Source organism: Curtobacterium sp. MCBA15_013 (assembly GCF_001865095.1).
GTDB lineage: Bacteria > Actinomycetota > Actinomycetes > Actinomycetales > Microbacteriaceae > Curtobacterium.
In genome coordinates this window covers 68,918-91,814 of record NZ_MJGQ01000086.1, presented here as the reverse complement: position 1 = coordinate 91,814, position 22,897 = coordinate 68,918, and the positions used below count along the sequence as shown (strand labels likewise).

Annotated in this window: 17 protein-coding genes; 6 read left to right on the top strand and 11 right to left on the bottom strand. The window is 72.8% G+C overall.

The window, feature by feature from the left end; translation table 11 throughout:
• Positions 1–4: 4 nt before the first annotated feature.
• Positions 5–1,000, bottom strand: coding sequence for a stage II sporulation protein M (locus BIV01_RS18555; RefSeq protein ID WP_071303800.1), 996 nt, complete (start codon positions 998–1,000; stop codon positions 5–7).
• Positions 1,001–1,080: 80 nt separating this feature from the next.
• Here BIV01_RS18555 and BIV01_RS18550 point away from each other — a divergent pair, with 80 nt between their 5' ends.
• On the top strand, positions 1,081–1,950 hold the full coding sequence (locus tag BIV01_RS18550; RefSeq protein ID WP_071303799.1) for an RDD family protein: 870 nt from the start codon (positions 1,081–1,083) through the stop codon (positions 1,948–1,950).
• A gap of 385 nt (positions 1,951–2,335) precedes the next feature.
• Here the strand turns inward: BIV01_RS18550 and ahcY are convergent, their stop codons facing one another.
• Both ahcY and BIV01_RS18540 read right to left on the bottom strand, forming a co-directional pair.
• Positions 2,336–3,814 carry an adenosylhomocysteinase gene (gene ahcY / locus BIV01_RS18545; RefSeq protein WP_071303798.1) on the bottom strand — a complete coding sequence of 493 codons (1,479 nt, stop codon included), beginning with the start codon at positions 3,812–3,814 and terminating at the stop codon, positions 2,336–2,338.
• Between the two features lie 103 nt (positions 3,815–3,917).
• Positions 3,918–4,133, bottom strand: coding sequence for a DUF3499 family protein (locus tag BIV01_RS18540; protein WP_070418494.1), 216 nt, complete (start codon positions 4,131–4,133; stop codon positions 3,918–3,920).
• Positions 4,134–4,272: 139 nt separating this feature from the next.
• On the opposite strand from BIV01_RS18540, the gene BIV01_RS18535 reads away from it, so the two are divergent.
• The gene (locus BIV01_RS18535; RefSeq protein ID WP_254789530.1) at positions 4,273–4,632 is read left to right on the top strand and encodes a metallopeptidase family protein; all 360 of its coding nucleotides are present in this window, start codon (positions 4,273–4,275) and stop codon (positions 4,630–4,632) included.
• Between the two features lie 16 nt (positions 4,633–4,648).
• Here BIV01_RS18535 and BIV01_RS18530 read toward each other — a convergent pair whose 3' ends face one another.
• The 5 genes from BIV01_RS18530 to manA all read right to left on the bottom strand — a co-directional run bounded on the left by BIV01_RS18530 (position 4,649) and on the right by manA (position 11,779).
• Positions 4,649–6,052 carry a DUF5719 family protein gene (locus tag BIV01_RS18530; RefSeq protein ID WP_071303797.1) on the bottom strand — a complete coding sequence of 468 codons (1,404 nt, stop codon included), beginning with the start codon at positions 6,050–6,052 and terminating at the stop codon, positions 4,649–4,651.
• Entirely contained in the window at positions 6,049–8,886 is a 2,838-nt protein-coding gene (locus BIV01_RS18525) for a glycosyltransferase family 2 protein (RefSeq protein WP_071303825.1), read from the bottom strand. Before BIV01_RS18525 ends, BIV01_RS18530 begins: the two co-directional genes overlap by 4 nt.
• Before the next feature lie 133 nt (positions 8,887–9,019).
• Positions 9,020–9,352 carry a WhiB family transcriptional regulator gene (locus BIV01_RS18520; RefSeq protein WP_083295294.1) on the bottom strand — a complete coding sequence of 111 codons (333 nt, stop codon included), beginning with the start codon at positions 9,350–9,352 and terminating at the stop codon, positions 9,020–9,022.
• A 202-nt stretch (positions 9,353–9,554) separates the two neighbouring features.
• Positions 9,555–10,517 carry a UDP-glucose 4-epimerase GalE gene (gene galE, locus BIV01_RS18515; protein WP_070418491.1) on the bottom strand — a complete coding sequence of 321 codons (963 nt, stop codon included), beginning with the start codon at positions 10,515–10,517 and terminating at the stop codon, positions 9,555–9,557.
• A 53-nt stretch (positions 10,518–10,570) separates the two neighbouring features.
• On the bottom strand, positions 10,571–11,779 hold the full coding sequence (gene manA, locus BIV01_RS18510) for a mannose-6-phosphate isomerase, class I (RefSeq protein WP_071303796.1): 1,209 nt from the start codon (positions 11,777–11,779) through the stop codon (positions 10,571–10,573).
• A gap of 51 nt (positions 11,780–11,830) precedes the next feature.
• Between manA and BIV01_RS18505 the strand changes: the two genes are divergently transcribed.
• The gene (locus tag BIV01_RS18505; protein ID WP_139199581.1) at positions 11,831–13,210 is read left to right on the top strand and encodes an O-antigen ligase family protein; all 1,380 of its coding nucleotides are present in this window, start codon (positions 11,831–11,833) and stop codon (positions 13,208–13,210) included.
• 37 nt (positions 13,211–13,247) lie between these two features.
• On the opposite strand, the gene BIV01_RS19555 is transcribed toward BIV01_RS18505, so the two are convergent.
• Positions 13,248–14,639 carry a hypothetical protein gene (locus BIV01_RS19555; RefSeq protein WP_071303794.1) on the bottom strand — a complete coding sequence of 464 codons (1,392 nt, stop codon included), beginning with the start codon at positions 14,637–14,639 and terminating at the stop codon, positions 13,248–13,250.
• A 186-nt stretch (positions 14,640–14,825) separates the two neighbouring features.
• Here BIV01_RS19555 and BIV01_RS19550 point away from each other — a divergent pair, with 186 nt between their 5' ends.
• Positions 14,826–16,112 (top strand): O-antigen ligase family protein, encoded by a 1,287-nt coding sequence (locus BIV01_RS19550; protein ID WP_139199579.1) that lies wholly within the window; start codon positions 14,826–14,828, stop codon positions 16,110–16,112.
• Between the two features lie 112 nt (positions 16,113–16,224).
• Positions 16,225–18,093, top strand: a complete 1,869-nt coding sequence (locus tag BIV01_RS18490; protein WP_071303793.1) for a hypothetical protein — start codon at positions 16,225–16,227, stop codon at positions 18,091–18,093.
• A gap of 90 nt (positions 18,094–18,183) precedes the next feature.
• On the opposite strand, the gene BIV01_RS18485 is transcribed toward BIV01_RS18490, so the two are convergent.
• The gene (locus tag BIV01_RS18485) at positions 18,184–18,933 is read right to left on the bottom strand and encodes a polyprenol monophosphomannose synthase (protein ID WP_071303792.1); all 750 of its coding nucleotides are present in this window, start codon (positions 18,931–18,933) and stop codon (positions 18,184–18,186) included.
• The gene (locus BIV01_RS18480) at positions 18,930–21,419 is read right to left on the bottom strand and encodes a glycosyltransferase (RefSeq protein ID WP_071303791.1); all 2,490 of its coding nucleotides are present in this window, start codon (positions 21,417–21,419) and stop codon (positions 18,930–18,932) included. Before BIV01_RS18480 ends, BIV01_RS18485 begins: the two co-directional genes overlap by 4 nt.
• Before the next feature lie 136 nt (positions 21,420–21,555).
• Here BIV01_RS18480 and BIV01_RS18475 point away from each other — a divergent pair, with 136 nt between their 5' ends.
• Positions 21,556–22,854 carry a glycosyltransferase family protein gene (locus BIV01_RS18475; RefSeq protein ID WP_071303790.1) on the top strand — a complete coding sequence of 433 codons (1,299 nt, stop codon included), beginning with the start codon at positions 21,556–21,558 and terminating at the stop codon, positions 22,852–22,854.
• The last annotated feature ends 43 nt before the right edge of the window (positions 22,855–22,897 follow it).

Below are 22,897 nucleotides of genomic sequence, written 5' to 3'. Positions count from 1 at the left end.
TCGGTCAGTCGGCGACGAGGGCCGACGTGCCGCGCTCGAACTCCTCGAGGTCGCCGCGCTGCCCCGCGCGGTACGCGCGACCGCCGAGGACCCACTGGTACCAGAGCACGGCCGCGAGGGCGACGGTGCCGATCCCGATCTTGACGGGCCACGGCCAGTCCTGCCGGGTCACCGTGCCCTCGACGAGACCGGACAGCAGGAGCGTCAGGGCGAGGCCGACGGCGATCGTGATGAGTGCTCGGCCGTCCTCGGCGAGGGCCTGTCCGCGGGTGCGGGCCCCGGGGGCGACCCACGACCAGAAGATCATCAGGCCGGCGGCCGCCGCGAGGAAGATCGAGTACAGCTCGAGCTGCCCGTGCGGGGCGATGTAGAGGAAGAAGTCGCCGAGGCGGCCCTGGTCGTGCAGGATGGCCGCCGAGACGCCGAGGCTGATCGCGTTCTGGCCGATCGAGAACGGCACGAAGAGTCCGGTGATCCCGAAGGCGACCATGGTGGCGGCGATGTACGCGTTGTTCGTCCACACCTGTGCCGTGAAGGCACCGAGGCCGTGGTCGGAGTAGTACGCCTGGAAGTCCCGGGTCGCGTACTGCCGGAGGGCCTCGGGGGTGCCGAACGTGTCGACGGCGCCCGGGGTGGTCGTGATCCAGACCGCCGTGATCGCGGCGATCGCCGCCGTGGCGGCCGCCACCCAGATCGCGACCCAGCGGATCCGGTACAGGGCGGCGGGGAGCTGCAGGACGAAGAAGGACGTCAGCGCCGCGAGCGGGTCGACGGGGGTGCCGGTGAACCGGAGTCGGGCGCGGAACAGTGTCAGCGAGAGCCGGTCGCCGACCGCGGTGCGCGGGGCGGCGCCGCGGATGCGCGCGAGGTCGGTCGCTGCCGCCTGGTAGCCGGAGACGAGGCGGTCGACGTCGGCACCGGAGGCGTGGCGGGTGCGGGCGAGCCGGTCGAGTTCCTGCCACCGGTCGCGGTGCACCTCGGTGTAGGCGTCCAGGTCCACAGCGTCTCCCCCGCTCGTTCCGGTGTTCGCGCGTCCGTGCCGTCCGGGCGGTGGGCGTGCGTCTCCGACAGAATGATCCCATGCCGAAGACCAGCGTGCCGCGTGACCTCGCCGACGGTCGGTTCGTCGTCGCGCTCGACGACACCCACGACGAGCTCGTCGTCGGCGAGGCCGTCGCACTCGACGTGCAGCCCGCCGGCATCGCGTTGCGGCTCGCGGCGGCGCTCCTCGACGGTGTCTGCCTGCTCGCGCTGTACGTCATGCTCATGATCGGCCTGTCGCGGGTCTGGCCGAGCGACCTCGACGAGGCCTGGGCAGCGGCGCTCAGCATCGGCGTGCTCGTCGTCGTGCTCGTGCTCGTCCCGGCGGCGCTCGAGACCGTCACCCGGGGCAAGAGCGTCGGCCGGTACGCGACCGGCACCCGGGTCGTCCGGCTCGACGGCGGGGCGATCGGGTTCCGGCACGCGTTCACCCGTGCGCTCGTCGGGCTGTTCGAGCTGTGGATGACGTTCGGTTCCGTGGCGCTGCTCGTGGCGCTGTTCGGGTCCCGTCCGCGTCGGCTCGGGGACCTGCTCGCCGGGACGTTCGTGCAGCACGAGCGGGCGGCGAAGCAGCGGTCTCCCGAGGTCCTCATGCCCGCGGAGCTCGTGGCCTGGGCCGGGGTCGCGGACGTGTCGGCGCTGCCGCAGCGGCTCGAGAACCGGCTCGGGGCGTTCTTCCGCGGTGCTGCCGACCTCCGCCCCGAGCTCCGGGAGGCGGCGGCACGGTCCCTCGCGGCAGCGGTCGCCGAGTACGCGCACCCGGTGCCGGCGGTCCACCCCGAGGTGTTCCTCGCCGGGGTGGTCGTGCTGCGGCGGGAGCGGGACCTGCGCGCGTTGCGGGGTCGGGCGGCGGTGCTCGACCGGGCGTCGGCGGTGGCGACGGCGCGGCCGCCGGGGTTCCCGCGCTGACGCGCTGCGCCGCGGGCGCGCGGCGGCGCGGCGGCGCGGCTCGCGTCCACCTTTCGAACCAGGTTTCCGACGTCGAACCAGCGCGGGAGGCTGGTTCGACGTCGGAAACGTAGTTCGTCGCCGCCGGGCCCGCGCCGCGGGCGACCGGCGCGCGAGCCGCGGGCCGCGGGCCGCGGGCCGCGAGCCGCGCTCGGTCGCGCCGGGTGCCGGCGCCGACCGGCGCAGCCGGCAGCCGGCGGGCGGCAGCCGGCGGCTGCCGGCGCACAACCAAAAGCACGCGGAGCCGCGCGGATGCGTGGTTCCGGGCGACTTTGGTTGTGCGGTGCGGCAGCGCGCCCGCCGCGGCGCGGCAGCGCGCGACGGCAGCGCGCGCCCGCGCGCCGCGTCAGTACCGGTAGTGCTCGGGCTTGTAGGGGCCCTCGACCGGGACACCGATGTACGCCGCCTGCTCCGGCCGGAGCTCGGTCAGCGCGACCCCGAGCGCGTCGAGGTGCAGCCGCGCCACCTTCTCGTCGAGGTGCTTCGGCAGCACGTACACCCCCGTCGGGTACTCGGCGCGGCGGGTGTGCAGCTCGATCTGGGCGAGCACCTGGTTCGTGAAGGAGTTGCTCATCACGAAGGACGGGTGCCCCGTGGCGTTGCCGAGGTTCATGAGCCGCCCCTCGGAGAGCACGAGGATCGACCGGCCCGTCGGCAGACGCCACTCGTGTACCTGCGGCTTGATCTCGACCTTCTCGACGCCCGGCAGGGACTCGAGGCCCGCCATGTCGATCTCGTTGTCGAAGTGCCCCACGTTCGCGACGATGGCGAGGTGCTTCAGCGCGAGCATCTCGTCGACACCGACGACGCCGAGGTTGCCCGTGCACGTGACGACCATGTCGACCTGGTCGGCGACGTCCGCGAGGCGCGCCACCTGGTACCCGTCCATCGCGGCCTGGAGCGCGCAGATCGGGTCGACCTCGGACACGATCACGCGGGCGCCCTGCCCGCGGAGCGCCTCGGCCGCACCCTTGCCGACGTCGCCGTAGCCCACGACGAACGCGACCTTCCCGCCGATCAGCACGTCGGTCGCCCGGTTGAGCCCGTCGGGCAGCGAGTGCCGGATGCCGTACTTGTTGTCGAACTTCGACTTCGTGACGGAGTCGTTGACGTTGATCGCCGGGAACCTCAGCTCGCTGTTGCGCGACAGCTCGTAGAGGCGGTGCACGCCGGTGGTGGTCTCCTCGGTCACGCCCTCGATGTCGGCCGCGATGCGGGTCCAGCGGTCCGACGACTCCTGCAGTGAGGCGGCGACGGTCTCGAGGACGATCTTCCACTCGGTGCTCGCATCGGCCCCGGCATCGGGCACACGGCCGGCGGCTTCGGCATCGGCGCCGGTGTGCACGAGCATCGTGGCGTCGCCGCCGTCGTCGAGGATGAGGTTCGGGCCGATCCAGTCGGCGCCGGCGGCTGCGGCCTCGGCCGACCAGTCGAAGATCCGGCTGGTGCACCACCAGTACTCCTCGAGCGTCTCGCCCTTCCACGCGAACACGGGGACGCCGGCCGGCGACTCAGGCGTGCCGGTCGGGCCGACGGCGATGGCCGCGGCGGCTTCGTCCTGCGTCGAGAAGATGTTGCAGCTCGCCCACCGGACCTGCGCACCGAGCGCGACGAGCGTCTCGATGAGGACGGCCGTCTGCACCGTCATGTGCAGCGAGCCCGCGATGCGCGCGCCGGCGAGCGGCTGCGACGCGCCGAACTCCTCGCGCAGGGACATGAGCCCCGGCATCTCGTTCTCGGCGAGGCGGATCTGGTGGCGCCCCGCCTCGGCGAGGGCGAGGTCGGCGACGCGGAACGGTGCTGCGGTACGGGCTTCGGTGGGCATGCGGCCCAGTCTTCCACGCCGGGAGGCGCGGGTCGTCAGCCGACGTCGGTGCCGTGAGCCGCGCCTCCAGGGATCCCCCTGTGGAGGACCGGACCCGACCGCGTCAGTCCGCGTCGCGACGGAGCGGCTCGCGCCGCACGACCTGCCACCCGCGCGGGACGCGCAGCTGCGCCGCGTGGCGGGCGCAGAGGTCGTAGCCGTGGGGTTCGACGCGGGTGGAGAGGGGGCCGACGACGACCATGGAGTCCCCGTAGTCGTACGTCAGGGTCGCCGAGGCGCTCGCGCCACAGGCGACCTTGCTGCAGATCCTCACGTCCATACCGCCACCGACCCTATCGGAGCAGGGCGGCACCGCCCGCGCCGCGTACGATGTGGGGATGCGTCGCAGGACTCGTCTCGTCACACCCGTCGACCGGGGCCGCGGTCGGTCCCGGCACGGACGCGGCGGACGGTCCAGCGTGACCGGTCCGGACCTCGCGCCGATCATCACCCGCGCCGAGACGTTCGACCGCATCGTCGGGGACACCGCGCACTACCTGCTCGGGCTCTGGCCGGCCGAGCTCGAGGGCGTCGTGTTCCAGGTCGCGGACATGCCGACGGACTCCACCCTGCCAGACCACATGCCCCGGTGGCGGGTGGACCGCGAGCAGCGCCGCGTGACCGTGTTCCGCGTCCCGGTGGAGCGGGTCACCCGCAGTCCCGAGAAGGACGACACCGACAAGCGCATCATCATCGAGACCGCGGTGTTCCGTGCGGTGGGCGAGCTGATCGACAAGGACCCGTGGGACCTGGCGCCGGACCGCTACCGCCACTGGTGACGCGGCGCGCCACGGCTCAGGGGTAGACCCGGACCGGCGTCGAGACCTCGGTCGCCGCCCGCACCGGGAAGCCGGCGATGCCGTCGTCGCCCATGTACGTCACCCCGGCGACGAGCCCCTCGGTCCCCTGCAGCTCGAGCTGCTTCGCGACCGGGACGACCACGGTGCGCACACCACCGGCGACGACCTGCACGTCCTGCGTCTCGTCGCCGGAGCGGATCCTGACGTCGGCGTCGGAGCGCGTCGGGTTGACGAGCGTGAGGCGCTGGTTCTCACCGGGCGCCACCGCCGTGATGGTGGACTCGCCGAGCGGGTCGGCGGAGGCGAACCACCCGACGTCCGTGCGTCCGTCGTAGGTGGGCGTGGTGGTGCGGGCGCCGGCGACGAGCGGCTCGGTCGACGTGACGGTGAAGGCGTAGCGACCGTCCGGGAAGTCGTCGAGCGTGACGTCGGTGACGACACCGGGCTCGGCGGTGGCGTTCACGGTGGACCCGCCCCCGTCGGCGGTGGTGATGCCGAGGGTCACGCGGGCCGCCTTCGTGCCGGGCACGAACAGCCGGACGATGGGTGCGGCGTCGGCCGTGTCGTCGCCGCGCTGGGCCTCTTGGGCGCCGTCGAGGACCACACCCGGGATGATCTGCGACGTCGAGGGCGCCGCACCGCCGGAGATGATGTCGAACCCACCGGGGGTGAGGGTGCGGACGATGGACTCCTGCATGTGGGCGACGATCTGGCCGCCGGAGGACTCCACGTGCACGACGGTCGAGCCCTGGTCGGAGACGAACCCCGACAGCGGGACGACCTTCTGGGTGTTCGGCGCGACGACGATGCCGGTCGTGCCAGGGGCGCTGACCGTGCCCGAACCGTCGTAGATCGACAGGTCGACGGTCGCGTTCACGTCGGTCGGGTTCGACAGCGTGACGAGACTCGTGCGGCCGGTCTCGGTGGACCCGCCGACCAGCCAGGTGGACTGGCTCGGGTCGTCGCACGACGCGGCACCGACGCCGACGACGTCCCCGCTCGCGACGCTCTGGTAGCTGCTGCCGGCGACCTGCGGGGTGGTGTCCCCCGCCGGAGCGGTCAGGAGGCGCGGCTTGCTCCCGCCGGTCGCGGAGTCGTCGAGGCCGGAGCGCTCGACGCTCGACCCGGTGGTCGCGGTGGCGACGGTGGCCGAGCCGACGGTGCTCGCCTTCGTCGCGTCGTTGCCGGCGTCGTCGGAGAGCCGGAGCGCGTTGCCGGCGCAGACGCGCTCGGCGTCGGCCGGGACGGGTGTCACCGTCTTGCCCGCGGGACGACCCGGGTCGGTGTCGGTGCCGAGGGCGTGCGCCGCGGTGACGGCTCCGGCGGCGACCACGACGGCGATCGCGGTCGCCGTGCCGCGGACGACCCAGCGGCGGACGGAGGCGGGGGTACGGCTCATTCGTCGCGCTCCTCGTCGAAGGTGGTGGCGGGTTCCTCGGCCTCGATGACGTTCGAGGTGGCACGGCGTCGACGGGGCGCGGTGGGCACCGCCAGCAGTGCCGCGGCGCCGAACACGACCCCGAGGACCACGAGGTAGAGCACGTGCGTCGCCTGTGCCCCGGCCGACCCGGTGGACGGGCGGTCGACGTCGCCCTCGTAGTGGAACAGCTGGCCGCTCGTCGTCTCACCGATGCTCGTGAACAGCGCGTTCTGGCCGATCGCCCCGGCTGCACGGTCGTGGACCGCCTGCGCGGAGGAACCGTCGGGGGCGTCGTCGAGCAGGACGAAGCTCACGCCGAGCTGCCGCAGTGCGGGCTCGGGGTCGTACCCGCTCCGGCTCGCCAGGTTGCCGGCGAGGGTCGCGAGCTGCGCACCGGAACGGCTGAGCGTGAGCGCCGTCGAGTCGAGGGTGGTCTGGTCGTCGAGCGTCGAACCCTGACCGCGTTCGAGCGACACCGCGAGCGAGCCGTCGTCCTGCGGGTCGACGACGAGCGTGCCGACGTCGGGGTTGGCCTGCGCCTCGGCGTTCACGTACGCGCTGAGCACCCGGCCGGAGGTCGGCTGGATCACCGCGTTGCCGAGGTAGAACGCCCCGAACGCCGGTGCCACGGTGACGGCGGCGACCACGGTCGTCACCAGTCCCGCGACCGGGGCGATCCGCGGCAGCACGTCGATCCCGATGCAGGCGGCGGCGACGATGCCGAACCAGTACACGCTCAGCCCGCTGCCCGGCCAGATGATCGTGGTCGTGGACCCGACCCCGGTGACGGTGACGTGGGTGGCGGCGAACGCGGTGGCGAAGCCGGCCAGCGCGATGAGGAGCGTGGCTCCCGCGACGGCCCAGCGGTGGCCGAGCATCGCACCGATGGCGGCGACGGCCACCGGGAGCGCGAGCACCGCCATGAGGACCGGCAGGATCCAGGCGGCGAGCGCGAGCCCGGACGTGGTGGGCAGCCACCCGCTCCAGTCCGGCACCGGCTGGCCGATGGCGAGCTGGAAGGCCGACGGTGCACGGGTGGCCGAGGGCACGCCCGGGTCCGCGAAGACGGCGAGCACGTTGCCGCGGGCGACCTGCGCGAGCACGAGCGGCAGGAAGAGCACGGCTGCCGGCACCGGGATGAACACCCGACGGTGCGCACGACGCCACCCGACGGCGAGCGACACGAGCCAGCCGAGCAGCAGCACCGGCAGCAGCGACGGCGCCGAGGCCGCGATGACGGCGAAGAGCAGGGACGCGCCCGAGGCCCAGGCCCAGGAGCGGTGCGCCTCGAGCACGGCGAGGAACAGCCAGGGCAGGAGGACGTGCGCGATCACGGCGCCGAGGTGCCCGCTCGTGACGGCACCGACGAGCGTCGGGGCGATCGTGTACAGCGCCGCGCCGATCACCGGGACCCAGGTGCGGGTCGTCAGCTTCCGCACCGCGAACCAGGCGCCGAGTGCGGCGAGCGGGAACGCGACGAGCATCACGAGCACGACCGAGGTCGACGGTGACCAGAACGTGATCGAGCCGAGCACGGCGACGACCGCGGCGAACGGGTCGCTCGGCCCGGTGAAGCCGGTGCCGATCGAGTGCCAGCCGTAGCCGACGTTCTGCCACAGCCGGGCGACGTCGGTGCTCAGCGGCAGGAGCCCGCCACCGGTCAGCGCCGGCGAGCCGAGCAGCGGGTACAGGGTCACGACGCTCAGGACCGCCGCGGCGAGGACGACCCAGATGCCGCCGTCGCCGAGGAACGACGCCCGGGCGATCGGTGCGTCCTCGACCCGGGCGAGCTCGACGTCGCGCGACGTGGTCCGCCGCTCGTGCACCCGGCGCCAGCTGACGCGGAGCGGCTCGACCGCCGCCCACCCGAGCTTCTTGCCGCGTGCGAGGACCCGGCGCGAGCGTCCGGTCCCGCCGCCGAAGGCGACCGAGAACGCCGCGGCCAGCTCGGCCCCGACCGCGGCCGGGTGCTTGGCGACGAGGTGCCCGATCGCGCGGCCGATCGCGAACGGCACGAGTGTGAGCCAGTGGATCCAGAGGACCCCGGCGGACGCGTAGGTCATCCGGCGGTGCAGCTGCGCCTGCCGGTGCATCCGGACGCGCCGCCCCTCGGAGACCCGCTTGCGCCCGAACTCCTCGATGGGCCCGGCGCTCGTCACGCGGGCCTCGGGCACGACGGCGACGCGGTGTCCGGCGAGGCGCACGCGCACGCAGAAGTCGAGCGCGGCGTCCACGTTCGGCAGGGCGGGGTCGAAGCCGCCGAGTTCGTTCCACACCGAGCGTCGGACGAGCATCCCGCCGGCGGCGACCGCCATCACGTCGGTGTTCCGGTCGTGCTGGCCCTGGTCGAGCTCGTCCTGCACGAGGACGATCGACCGACCGAAGCGGGTCATGCTCTCGCCGAACGCCCGGAGCCGCGACGGGTCGTCGACGTCGACGAGCTTCGGCCCCGCGACGACCACGCTCGGCGCGATCTCGACCGCGGACAGGAGGTCGGCGAGGGCGGTGGGCGCCGGCGCGTTGTCGTGGCCGAGCAGCCAGAGCCACTCGTCGACGGGTTCGTCCGCGACCGCGGGCGGGGCCTCGCGTTCGCCGCGGGCGACCGCCTCGCCGAAGGGGCGACCGGCGGGCAGGCGCAGGAGTTCGGCGGAGCCGCCGAACGAGAGGTCGGTGGTCGAACCGTCGGTCGACCCGAGGTCGACGACGACGAGGTTCTCGGGGTGACGGGTCTGGGCGGCGAGCGCGTCCAGGGTCCGGTCGAGGTGGTCCGCCCCGTTGGCGGCGACGAGGATCGCGGTGACTCTGGGCTGCATGACGGGCGTCACTCTACGGTCTGGAGGCGCGGCGCGGCCTGCGGACGGCGGCGCGCCGTGAACCTGTGGGAGCCATCAACGACCGGTGCGCGTCGGACGCGCACCGTGCCTCCTGGACTGGCCAGGTGCGCGGCTACGCCCGCTTGCGGAGCTTGCGGCGCTCGCGCTCGGACAGGCCACCCCAGATGCCGAAGCGCTCGTCGTTCTCGAGCGCGTACTCGAGGCACTGCGCCCGGACCTCGCACGAGGTGCAGATCTTCTTGGCCTCGCGCGTCGAGCCGCCCTTCTCGGGGAAGAACGCCTCGGGGTCGGTCTGCGCGCAGAGCGAGTCCACCTGCCAGGCGAGCGGGTTCTCCTCGTCGTCGGTCTCCGGACGCCGGACACCCGGAACGCCGAGCGACACGGGGTCGACGTGCCAGTCCTCCGGTACTCCGGCGTGGAAGTCGGAACCGTTCACCCTGATCACCCCTGACGTCTCGATAACGGGACCACAACGATCGCTGTCGTTGCCTGTAATTACAGCGGTGTCATTCGCGAGAGTCAAGTCGCGGATCATAGAAGGCACTGACGGTTCCGGCGTGTCATGTCCCCCGTACGGGCGTGTCGCGGCCGGTCTGTCGGGGTTTCGGGGGACAACTGACGCCCCCTCAGCCGGCCGCGACGGCCCGTCAGCCGATGCGGCGCCGGGCTTCCCAGGCGCTCGTGACCATCTCGTCGAGCGTGTGGCGCATCGCCCAGTCGAGGTCACGCGCAGCCGCTTCGCCCGTCGCGACGATCCGCGCGGGGTCACCGGCGCGTCGCGGCGCGATCTCGGGCTCGAACGCGATGCCGGTGCCCTTCGCCATGGCGTCCATGATCTGCCGGACGCTGACCCCGTCGCCGCTGCCGAGGTTGTACGCGCGCTCGAGGGTCTGGCCCGCCTCGAGCTTCTGCGCGGCGACCGCGTGCGAGTGCGCGAGGTCGGCGACGTGGATGTAGTCCCGCACGCAGGTGCCGTCGGGCGTGGCGTAGTCGTCGCCGTTGATCCGCGGCGTGCGACCGGCGAGCAGGGCGTCGAAGACGAGCGGGAAGAGGTTGTGCGGGCTGGCGTCGTACAGGTCCGGCTCCCCCGACCCGACGACGTTGAAGTAGCGCAGCGACGTCGTGGTGAAGCCCGCGGCGACCTCCATGTCGCGCAGCAGCCACTCGCCGATGAGCTTCGACTCGCCGTAGGGCGACTCCGGCGCCTTCGGGGTGTCCTCGACCACGGTGTCGACGTCCGGCGTGCCGTAGACGGCGGCGCTCGACGAGAACACCGCCTTGGTGACGCCGTTCTCCGCCATCGCCCGGAGGAGCGTCGCCATGCCGGTGACGTTCTGCTCGTAGGTGTGCAGCGGTCGCTCGACCGACACCCCCGCGTACTTGAACCCCGCGACGTGCACCACACCGGTGACGGCGTGCTCGCGCAGCGTCCGGGCCACCAGCTCGCCGTCGAGGATCGTGCCCTCGACGAACGGCACGTCCTCGGGCACGAACGCCCGGAAGCCGCTCGAGAGGTCGTCGAACGCGACGGTGTCGATGCCCGCCGCACGCAGTGCTCGGACGACGTGGGACCCGATGTACCCGGCGCCGCCGGTGACCAGCCAACTCATGCTGGCCACGCTAGCGGAACCGGCGCGGCGTCAGACCGCCACGCGCTGCGGGTTCACGCACCCGTCGCGATGAAGACCGTGGACGCCAGACCGCTGCCGTTGTCGGCCTCGACCGTGACGTCGCCCTCGTCGGGGGTGATGTAGCAGGACTCCCCCTGGCGCAGCAGCGTCGCGGACTGCGCGCCGACGAGCGTCACCGCGCCCGCCGTGCAGATCGCGATCGAGGGGCCGTGCAGCGGCGCGACCCCGCCGGAGGCCAGGCCGACCGGGCGTCCGTCCCCCGTGACGCGGAGCAGCGCGAACCCGACGCCGTCCGGCGCGAAGCGCTCGACGCCGGCGGCGACCGACTCGGGGGCCAGGACGGGTGCCGGGTACGCGGTGAAGTCGAGGACGTGCAGCAGCTCCGGGACGTCGACGTGCTTCGGCGTGAGCCCGCCGCGCAGGACGTTGTCGGAGGGGGCCATGAGCTCGATGCCGAGCCCGTCGAGGTAGGCGTGGATGTTCCCTGCCGGCAGGTACATCGCCTCACCCGCGGCGAGCGTCACGCGGTGCATGAGCAGGGACACCACGATGCCGGGGTCGCCCGGGTAGCTCGTGCCGAGGTCGCGCACGGTCGCGGTGTTCGGGGTGACGGCGTCGTCGGGGAGCGCGGCGGCGAGGTCGCTCACGGCCTGCACGACGGCCTGCGCCGAGGAGTCTCCGGTCTCGAGCCACCGCACCGTGTCCTCGAGCCCGTGCTGCAGGTGCACGACCAGGGGGCCGAGCCGACCGGACCCGGCGTCGAGCGCCTCGACGTCGGCGAGCGTCTCGGCCACCGGGCGGAAGCCGCTCAGCGCCTCGAAGCGTTCGCTGAGCGCCACGACGAGCTCGGGCTTCGGGAACGGGTCCTTGTAGTTGCGGGCCGGGTCGTCGATCGGGACACCCGCCGCTTCCTCGCGCTCGAACCCCTCGCGCGCCTGCTCGGGTGTCGGGTGCGCCTGCAGCGAGAGCGGGGCGGCGGCCGCGAGGACCTTCAGCAGGAACGGGAGGCCCGTGCGGTCCGGTCCGAGGGCGTCCCGGGGCTCCGCGGTGATCCAGTCGAGCAGCGTGTCCGCGCCGCCGACCATCGCCGGGTTCACGACGACGCTCGGGCTGCCCGGGTGCGCGCCGAGCCAGAGTTCGGCCTGCGGTGCGCCGGTGACGGTCCGGCCGAGGAGCTCGGGGATGGCCGTGACGGATCCCCAGGCGTAGTCGCGGGGCGTGTTCGTGATGCCGAGGAACATGCGCACGAGCCTATCGGCGGTCGACGTGCGCTCCCCGGGTACCCTGGCGTCGTGACGAACACCTGGCCGTTGGCGCGCGGATCCGTGCCCGAGCGCGAGGCGTTCGCATTCGGCGCGACGATCCTGTTCGTGCTCTTCGCCGGCGACGCCGTGCCGAACACGCTCACGTGGGTCGGGGCGGGACTGCTCTGGGCGGCCGCCGGGGTCTGGGCCACGACGATCATCGTCCGGGCCCGCCCGCCGCTCACCCGGACACCGCGTGCGCTCTGGCTCTTCCTCGCCTGGTGCCTGGTGTCCGTGGTGTGGTCGCACTGGCGGTTCGCGACGGTCTCGAGCCTCGCGGTCCAGGTGATCTGCGCGGGCGCGGCCTTCGCGATCGCCTCGACCCTGACGTGGCGGCGGATCACCGATGCGCTGAGCCTCGCGCTGCGCTGGGTCCTGATGGGGTCGCTGCTCTTCGAGGCCTTCGTCGCGGTCGTCCTCCGGCACCCGATCGCACCGGCGTGGACGGACTACGGCGACCGGAAGATCCCGGACGCCTTCTACTTCTCACGCGCCGAGCTCTTCACCGGCGGGCGCATCCAGGGCCTCCCCGGCAACGCGAACCTGCTCGCGATGGTCGCGCTCCTCGCCGTGATCGCCGTCGCGGTCCAGTACGCCGAGGGGCGACTCCGGCGCAACCGCGCGATCGGCTGGACCGTCGTGGCCCTCGTCGTCCTCGCACTCACCCGCTCCTCGACCGTGCTGGCCGCCGGGCTCGTCGTCCTCGTCGCGCTCGCCGTCGCGCTCTGGATCCGCCGGGTCCCGACCGAACGACGGACCCCGCGCTACCTCGCCGTCGCCGTCGGGGCCGTGGTCGTCGCCGTGCTCGGGTTCCTTGCCCGCGGCCAGGTGTCCGAGCTGCTCGGCAAGGGTTCGGACGCGACCGGTCGCGGCGTGATCTGGGAGCGGGTCATCGGCCTCATCCAGGAGCACACCGTCGTCGGTTGGGGGTGGATCGGCTACTGGTGGCCGGGCATCCCGACCCTCGCGGACCTCGCGCACCGCAAGGGCGTGACCTACCTGCAGGCGCACGACGCCTACCTCGACGTGTGGATGCAGACCGGTGTCATCGGACTGGCGATCTTCGTGGTCTACGTGGTCACGACCCTCAGCCGGTCGTGGGCCTCGGCCACCCGGATCGGCTACGACGCGTCGCTCTCCCCCCGTCCGTTCGACCCGGTGTCGCTCCTGCCGCTGCTCGTCGTCGTGGCGCTGCTCGTGCAGTCGGTCGCCGAGTCCCGACTGCTCTACCAGGGCAACTGGGTCCTGTTCGCCCTCATCGCGATCAAGACCCGGATCGTGCTCGTCGGCGAGGAGCCCGTGTCCGCCGGTGACGGTCCCCGCACGCCCCCGGCCCGCCGCGAGTTCCGGACGCCCGCGCGCCGCTGACCCGAGCCCGCCCCGGCCCCCGACACCGGTCCCGTCGTCACGGCCGCTCGACCAGGCGGTCGCACGGCACCGCGGCCCGCCACGGCGCGGTCCGGAGCACGACGGACGGCAGCGTCGGGTCGGCGCGACAGGCTTCGGCGGCCGCGGGGACCTGCGCGGACCAGACCGGGCCGGCGCTCCGCCGGGTCGTCCCCGGAGCGGCGTTCCAGACGGCGGCGACGACCACCGCGGCGACCACGCACCACGCGAGCACGACCGCGACCAGCCGGCCCGCGGCCGCCGACCGGCCGACTGCCGGACCGGATCGACCCGCACCGGGCCGACCCGCGCCTCCTGGCACTCCCACCGACCCGATGACCACGGACGCCGCCACCACCGCTCCCGACACGAGCAGCAGCCCGGACGCTGCCGCGTACCGCTGCGGCCCCGCCGCCAGCGCGGCCGGCCCGAGAGCCACCCAGTCCTGCACCGCCGACCCGTTCGCCAGGAGCGCTGCCCACCACACCACGAGGGAGCCTCCGGCGAGGGCGACCACGACCCACCGCGCACGCCCCCGGCCGAGCACCACGGCCGTCACGAGCACGACCACCAGCAGCACGGCCGGCAGGACGACCACGCCCCACCCGTGCGCGTGCACCGTCTCCGCCACGACATCGACCCGACGGTCCCACGCGCCCCCGAGCGGCTGCAGCAGGTACCCGGCGAGCACGTCGGAGGCACCCGGGTCGCCCGGCCGGGACGCTCGCGGGTCCGTGAGCGCCGTCGCGACCTGCACCGCACTGCCCAGCACCGCCGCCAGGGTGACCGGCAGCGGGCGGAGGTCCACCCGTCCGGTCGCCGTGCGTCGCAGCGGCAGCCAGGCGACCAGCAGGAGCGGGAGGAACAGCGTCGCCTGGACCTCGCTGAGCACACCGAGGGCCGTGACCACGGCGAGCGCCACCGCTCCCCACCACGTCCGGGCACGGTGCGTGAACAGCCACGGCACCAGGACGAGCACGTACCAGTGCAGGTTCGCCGCGGTGCCGCTGATCTCGACGGGGGCGAGCGGCAGGACGACGGGGACCGCGGCGAGCAGGACCCGGAGCGGCCACGGCCGGACGACGTCGCCGGAGAGCAGGAACACGAGCGCGCAGACGACCCCGACGACCAGGCAGGCCAGGCCCGACACCGCGACCGCGTACCGCTCGACGGGCAGGAGCCAGGCGAGGTCGACGACGATGCGCGGGACGAGGTGGCGGTACCCGGCGTACGGCTCCAGGACGGCGCCGGGGCCGAGTGCGAGCCGCTCGCGGAGGAACACCCCGCCGTCCTCGGCCCACACCGTCCCGCGGGTCACCGGGCCGAGCCGCCACCAGGCCACGGCCGTGGCGGACCCACCGACGACCGCAGCGACCGTCGGTGCGCCGTACAGCCGCCACCCGCGCGCCATGGTGCGGCGATCGTACCGCCGACATCGCGGATCGTGGATATCCACGCGGGGGTGCACCCGTCGTGTCGCGGGCGTCCTCGGCACGCCGATCGAGGTCGCCGCCGGCTCGGTGCAGGGCGCGACGCCGGGGCGTCCACCTGCCGACGAGGCCGGATGGGCCAAGATGGTGAGGTGACGGACGGCCGGGTGACCAGACGCGTGCTCGCGCGACGGTACCTGTCGGCGTGGATCGGGTTCTCCGCGGGCGGCCGGTTCAGCCAGGCACTCGCGACCGTGATCGTGCTCTTCGCGTTCGCGCAGCCGACGGTGACCGCGCTCGTCGGTCGTGCCGGTGTGTGGGCCGTGCTCGTCACGCTGTTCGTCCTCGCCGGCCTGAGCCTGCTCGGGCAGCGCTACCGGATCGAGTGGCACGGGGTGCTCCCCCTCTCGCTCCTGGCGTTCGTCGGGTACTGCGCGTTGAGCGTCCTCTGGAGCGAGTACTCGTGGGTGGCGCTCCGGGGGCTGGTCGGCACCGTCTGCTTCATCGGGCTCGGGCTCTACCTCGCGCTCGGCCGCGACCTGGTGCAGGTCATCCGGGCGTCCGGCGACGCCTTCCGGATCCTGCTGGTGGTCGCGCTCGGCCTCGAGGTCCTCTCCGGCCTCGTCCTCGACACCCCGATCGCGGCGTTCGGCATCCAGGGCAACATCGCGTACGGGGGCCCGATCCAGGGCATCGGCGGGACCCGGAACTTCATGGGGTTCATCGCCGCGATGGCGCTGGTGACGTTCGTGGTGGAGTTCCTCACCCGCTCGGTGACGATGTGGCGTGCGATCGGCTCGACCACCCTCGCCGTCATCGCGCTCATGCTCGTGCAGTCCCCCATCACCGGGCTCGCGATGATCGCCCTGGCCGTGACCGCCCTCGCGCTGTGGTCGCTCCGGCACGCCCGACCGACGACCCGACCGGTGGTGAACGGCGTGCTCGGCGGGGCGGTCCTGCTCATGATCGGCCTCGGCATCGTCGCCCGGCACCGGGTCCTCGCCGAGATCGGTGCAGCCGGTGGCACGGCGACCCGGGTGGACCTCTGGGCGCAGATCCGCGTGTTCGTGAGCCAGTTCCCCATCCAGGGCTGGGGCTGGGTCGGCACGTGGCCGCACGAGGCCGTGGTGCCCTACGTGACGTTCATCGACCCGGCCGGGCAGCGGTTCACGTCCGGCCTCAACGCGTTCGTCGACGCGTGGCTGCAGATCGGGCTCGCGGGCACGATCATCCTCGCGGTGACGGCGCTGCTCGCGTTCGCGCGGGCGTGGGTCACGGCAACCACGTTCCCGGGGGTCGCCTACGTGTGGCCGGCGGCGGTGCTGGTGCTGCTGGGCGTCACGAGTGCGGCGGAGAGCTACCTGCTGCACGGGGCCGGGCTGATGGTGTTCGTCGCCGTGCTCGTGATCGCCGCGCGGCGGCGGTCGTGGCGGCGGCACCTGCCGCGCGGCTGAGCGACTGTGTCGAAGTGCACAGGTGTGCTCCGCGATCCCCGATCCGTTGCATCGTGCACCTAGACTGCCGGAGACCGTCAGGGGGCGGTCCACGAACCTGGGGAACAACCACATGCGCCTGCACCGACGCCTCGCACTCGCCCTGACCACCGCGCTCGTCGCCACCGCCGTCGCCGTCGTCGCACCGGTCTCGACCGCGCAGGCCGCGGCCCCGACGACCGGCCGGTACACGCCGATCGACACGACCCGCGTCTGGTCGGGCGCCCTGACGACGTCGCCGAAGGTGGTGAAGATCGCCGGGAACGCGGGGGTCCCCGCGAACGCCACGGCCGTCGCCGTCAACGTCGAGGTCGCCAAGCCCACCGCGGCCGGCTACGTCCGCGTCACCCCCGCGGGCAAGGACGCCACCGTCGCGACGCAGGACTTCGCCGCCGGGCAGACGATCGCGAACCTCGTCACCGTGCGGCTCGTGAACGGCTCGATCCAGGCGAAGCTCTCGAAGGGCACGGCGAGCGGGTACTTCGACGTCGCCGGGTACTACGCCGACGGCTCCGGTGCCACCTACACCCCGCTCGACGCCGCGCGGGTGTTCGGCGCCACGGTGGGTACCACGCCGACGCAGGTGCCCCTCGCCGGCCGCGCCGGGATCCCGGCCGATGCGACCGCCGTCGCCGTGAACGTGCAGGTCAGCAACCCGACGGTCGCCGGGTACGTCCGCGTCACCACGGCCGGGCAGGACCCCTCCGTCGTGACGCAGCTCTACTCGGGTGGTCAGGCGCTGTCGAACCTCGCGATCGTGAAGCTCTCCGACGACGGTGCCGCCCAGGTGAAGCTCTCGAAGGGCTCGGGCACGGTCTACATGGACGTCGCCGGCTACTACTCGAACTCGTCCACCGGCTCGGTGTTCGTCCCGATCGACACCACCCGTGCGTTCGCCGGTTCGGTGTCCGCCACCGCGGGGACCATCCGACTGTCCGGTGTCGCGGGCGTCCCCGGGACCGCCACGGCCGTCGTCGCGAACGCCGAGACGACGAAGCCCACCACCGCCGCGTACCTCCGCGTCACGCCCGCGGGCCAGGACCCCCAGGTCGCGACGCAGGTGTTCGACGCCGGCACCTCGGTCGCGAACCTCGTCGTCGCGAAGGTCACCGGGTCGAGCGTCGACCGCCGGGTGCAGGCGAAGGTGTCGAAGGGCTCCGCGCAGCTGCACCTCGACGTCGCGGGGTACTTCCTCGACGGGTCGAGCGGCTCCGGCTTCGGGGCCGACGTCTCGTGGCCGCAGGGCGGGTCCTCGTCGAACTACCCGTCGAACCAGGCGTTCGGCGTCGTCGGCGTGAACGGCTCGCTGCCGAACCAGACCAACGAGTCCCTCGCCCCGCAGCTGGCGTGGGCCGCGGGGTCGGCCGGCGGCACGTCGCAGCCGAAGGCGCAGCTCTACGCCCTCGCCGCGAACCCCGGCAAGGCCGCCTCGGTCTGGCCGTCGTCCAACCGGGACCCGTCGGGCACGACCGTGTCCAACCCGTACGGCACCTGCACGGCGAAGGCGTACACCAGCGCCTGCTCGTACATGTACGGCTACACCCGTGCGTACGAGGCCGCGAACACCCGCGGCGTCCCGAACCCCTCGTCGTACCGCTGGTGGATCGACGTCGAGACGGGCCTCTCGTGGCTCGGGTCCACCGACGCGAAGGACTACCAGACGCAGAACCGCGCCGACATCGAGGGCATGGTCGCCGCGCTCAAGGCCGCGGGCGTCTCGACGATCGGCATCTACTCGACCAAGAGCCAGTTCGCACAGATCGTGGGCTCGGTTCCGGCGAAGTCGTCGCTCCAGGGCCTGCCGAGCTGGATCGCGGTGGGCACAGACGGCGTCGCAGCGGCCCAGCGTGCTTGTTCGGCTGGTGGACTCATGTCGGGAAGCCGTGTCCAGATGGCACAGTACGTGGCGAACAATCAGGACTACAACGTGAGCTGCGTCTGAGACGCATCCCCTTCACGGACGGGAGGCGCGGTGCCAGCTGGCACCGCGCCTCCCGTCTGTTCTCGGGTCGCGTCGGCGACGTGGGTCGCGTCAGCGACGTGCGCCGTGTCGGCGACCGAGGCGCCGCTGCAGGCCCCACTGGGTGGTGCGGAGCATCGCCTCGAGCACGATGGAACGACTCATCTTCGAGACGCCGTGCACACGGTCGCGGAACCGGATCGGGACCTCGACGATGCGCCCGCCGAGGTCGTCCACCCGCAACGTCATGTCGACCTGGAAGCAGTACCCCTTCGAGTCGATCGAGTCGAGGTCCATCCGGGCGATCGCGTCGGCGCGGTAGACCCGGAAGCCCGCGGTGACGTCCCGCACGCCGATGCCGAGCACGAACCGGGCGTAGGTGTTCGCGCCGCGGCTGAGGACCTCGCGGTGGAGCGGCCAGTCGACCACCGATCCCCCGGGGACCCACCGCGACCCGATCGCGAGCAGGACGTCGTCGGCGCCGTCGACCGCGGCCACGAGTGCCGGGAGCCGGTCGGCCGGGTGCGAGCCGTCCGCGTCCATCTCGACGAGCAGCGGGTACCCGCGCTCGAGCCCCCACCGGAAGCCGGCGACGTAGGCCGTCCCGAGGCCGAGCTTGCCGGAGCGTTCGAGCAGGTGCACCCGGTCGTCCGTGGCGGCGAGCTGCCGCACGAGGTCAGCCGTGCCGTCGGGGCTCGCGTCGTCGACGACGAGCAGGTGTGCGTCCGGCAGCGCGCCCAGGACGGCTGCGGCGATCGTGCGGACGTTCTCGGCCTCGTTGTAGGTCGGGACGATGACGAGCGCCGTGGCGCCCGCGGTCACCGGTTCTGCAGCCGACGCTTGATCTTGCCCGCGACGCTCCGCGGGCCCTCGGTCCGGAAGTAGTGCACGGCGCGACCGAGGTCGTGACGGACGCCGTAGAGCTTCTTGCGGTCCGGGACGCGCACGCGCATGGCGTGCGGCTGGATCGTCGACGAGGTGTCGCGGACGCTCTTGTCGGCCGCGCGGATCGGGTTCCGGCAGAACTCGACGAGCGGGGCGAGGACGTTCTCCCACGTGAACTGCTCGCGCACGCGGTCGACGTTGCCGATGAACTCGGCACGGGCCTTCTTGTCGAAGAGCGCCGTCTCGAGCGCTGCGGCCAGGCCGTCGATGTCCTGCTCGTGCACGGCGATGCCGAGCTTCTCCTCGGCGACGAGGTCACCGAAGGAGTCACCGGCGGTCGTGACGATCGGCAGACGCGCCCACAGGTAGTCGAGGATGCGGGTGCGGAACGAGAACGTGGTCTCGAGGTGCTCGTAGTGCGTCGAGACGCCGGCGTCGGCCTCGAGCAGGTAGGCGCCGCGTTCCTCGTACGGGATCCACGCGTCGTTGAAGAACACGTTCTTGCCGGTCAGCCCGAGCGCATCGGCCTCGGCACGGACCTTGGCGACGATGTCCATCTCGGGCACGTCCGGGTTCGGGTGCTGCACGCCCATGAAGAAGAGCTTGACGCTCGGCTTCTTCGCGGCGAGCCGGCCGATGGCACGGACGAGCGTGATCGGGTCGAACCAGTCGTAGATGCCACCGCCCCAGACGACGAGCTTGTCGTTCTTCCCGATGCCGGGGACGACGCCCTTGACCCGCTGCTGGTCGTGCACCGGCGGCGTCGACGACAGGCCGAACGGCACGACACCGATCAGCGAGCGGAGGTCGGGGTCGCGCGAGTACGTCCGGGCGTTCACACGACCCGAGCCGGCGAGCTGGCCGAGCCAGAACATGCGCTGCCGCTCGGAGGCGCAGATGAAGTAGTCGCCGAGTTCGAGCTGGTGGTTCAGGGTGTCCGACGCGTCGAGGATCTGCCGGTTCCACTGGTCGACGTCGTCGCTGCGGCCCTGTTCGAGCTGCTCGAGGTGCAGCGGGTCGTAGACGTCGACGACGAGGATCTTGCTCGTCGACTCGAGCACCGGGAACAGGCGGAGGGCGTGGCCCTGCACGATGATGACGTCGGCCCAGGCCTCGTGCTCGACCATCTGGCGCGGGTGGCGGTGCGGCACGGTGACGACCTCGTACGAGGGGTCGATCTGCGACGAGCGCGTGAGGCTGATGACCCGGACGTCGTGCTCGCCGGCGAGCTGCTTCGCCATCTGGGTCGCACGGATCGCCGGACCGGCCATCTTCTCGCCGATGGAGTCGCCCGTGATGATGAGGATCCGACGCCGGGTGCCGACCTCGAGCACGCCGAGGGAGTGCACGATCTTGTCGTAACCGGCCAGGTAGTTCTCGATCGGGTACGCGGGCTCGTCGCGGTTGCCGAAGAGGCGCAGGAGCTCGCGGTCGCTGCGCACGCGGGTCGCCTGGATCTGCCGACGCGACTCGGTCATCGACGGCAGCTGCTCGACGAACTGGTCGACGCCGTAGATGCCCGCCATCGCCGTCTTCGGCACGGGGATCGTCGGGACGCTGTCGTCGCCGGGGTTGCGGAGGTCGAGCTCGGTCGAGTCGAGTTCGCCACGACCGACGGCGCGACGGACGACGAGCGCGAGCGACCCGGGCAGGGCCGCTGCGAGCTGCTCGTCACCGAGGTTCTTGTACAGCGTGAAGAGGGCGTTCCGCTCGAGCAGGTAGGTCTCGCGGAAGTCGCCGAACTTGTTCATCGACGCGTGGTGCTTGTGGAACGCGACGGACTTCGGCTGGTACCGGAAGCGCCAGCCGAGCAGGTTGAGCCGCCAGCCGAGGTCGACGTCCTCGTAGAACATGAAGTAGCGGTCGTCGAAGCCGTCGAGCTGCTCGAAGAGCTCCGCACGGATGAACATCGCCGCGCCGGTGCCGAACAGCACGTCGGTCTCGGACTCCCAGCGCCCGGTGTCCGGCGAGCCCGCGAACGGCTTGTAGCCCATGCCGTACCAGGTCATCGCGGCCTCGGTGAAGTCGACGTTGACGCCTTCCCAGTCGAGGACCTTCGACGCCACGGCGCCGATGTCCGCGCCGGAGGCGAACGTCGCCATGGCCTCGCGCACCCAGCCGGTGTCGGGTCGGGCGTCGTTGTTGAGGAACGCCACGATCTCGCCGGAGGACTTCTCGACGCCGAGGTTGCAGCCGCCCGTGAAGCCGAGGTTCGCACCGGCGTCGACGAGCGTGAAGTCGAGCTCCGACGCCTTCAGCCGACCGAGGTGCTCGGGGCCGGAACCGTTCTCGACGACGATGACCTCGAGCCGGTCCTGCGGCCAGTCCTGCTTGCGGAGCTCCGCGATGCTCGTCAGGGTGTCGTCCGTGCCCTTGTAGTTCACGAGGATGACGGACACGACTCCCGGCTTGCGCTCTGTCACGCGGTTCCTCCAGCAGCTGCCGCGCACCTGGCGCGGGTCGACGGGTCGGCCGCGGGGTGCCGACGGCCGATGACACCCTACAAGGCGCGCGCCCGCGCTCCCCTGAGATCAGCGCCGATTCGTGCAGAATGGCTCGGTGACCGCGACCAGCATCCCGACCGCTCCCACGTCTTCCCCCCTCGCCGCGGACTACGCCGCGATCGCCGCGGGCGACCACGCCGAGGGGCCGCGCGGGACCGTCCGGTTCGCGGTGTCGACGGACGACCCGGCCGAGGGCAAGGGCGACCTCTACGTCGCGCTCGGGCTGGCCCGGGCGCTGCGGGACGCCGGGTGGGGGGTCGCGATGTGGCCGATCACCCGGTGGGCCGACCCGGTCCCGGACGACACGGCCGTCGTGGTCGTGATGATCGAGTCCTTCGTGCCGGGCCGGGTGCCGCCGTCCACCGCCCTCGTGGCGTGGGTGCGCAACTGGACGGCGAAGTGGGCGGCCCTGCCGTACCTCGACGAGTTCGAGGCGGTCTGGACGTCGTCGACCACCGCGCGCGACGCCGTCGCCGCGCACTACGACGGCCCGGTCGAGGTCGTGCCGATCGGCGTCGACCTCGAGCTCTTCACGACCGACCCGGGTACCCCGCGGAGCGACCGCGCGGTGGCGACCGTGAACTTCTGGGGCGTCCGCCGCCACGTGCAGGACGTCCTCGACGACGTCCGTCCGGCCGAGCCGATCGTCTGGTTCGCCGCGAACGCCGAGCACGTCGACCCGTCCCCCGGCGTGGAGCTGCGGCCGATGGTCCCCTACTTCGCGCTCCCCGAGGTCTACCGGTCGGCGGCCTTCGTCGTCGACGACGTCATCGCGCCGGCCGCCGAGTACGGCACGTTGAACTCCCGCCTCTACGAGTCGCTCGCGTCCGGGGCGCTCCCCGTGACGGACTGCGCGCTCGGACTCGACGAGCTCGGCCTCGGCGAGGTCCCCGTGTTCGACGACGCCGCGTCCCTCGAGCGGGCGCTCGCGATGCCCGCGGACGAGCGGACGGCGCTGGTCGAACGGCTGCGCGCGGTCGTGGTCGAGCGACACTCCTTCGCGGCGCGTGCGGAGCAGGTGCGCCCGGTCCTCGAGGCGGCGATCGAGCACGCGCGGTCCCGGACCGGCAGCCGGTCCCCGTTCCTCCGCTGGGCGACGAACGAGCGCGAGGTCCTGCGGGTCGCCGAGCTCGAGCGCGACGTGCACCTGCAGGGCGTCCGCGACATCAACGAGCGGCTCGTCGTGGCCGAGCAGGCGGTGGCCTCGTTCGACGCCGCGCGTCGGCGTGCGGAGGAGGAGCGCGACACGATCGCCCTGCGGTACGACGAGCTCACCCGGTCGGCCGAGTACCGCCTGCTGCACCGCTTCGGCGGTCTGGCGCGCGCCGTGCGCCGCGGCACCGGACGCGGCTGAGCCGACCACGGACGAGACGGGAGGCGCCCCACCGGCTGGTGGG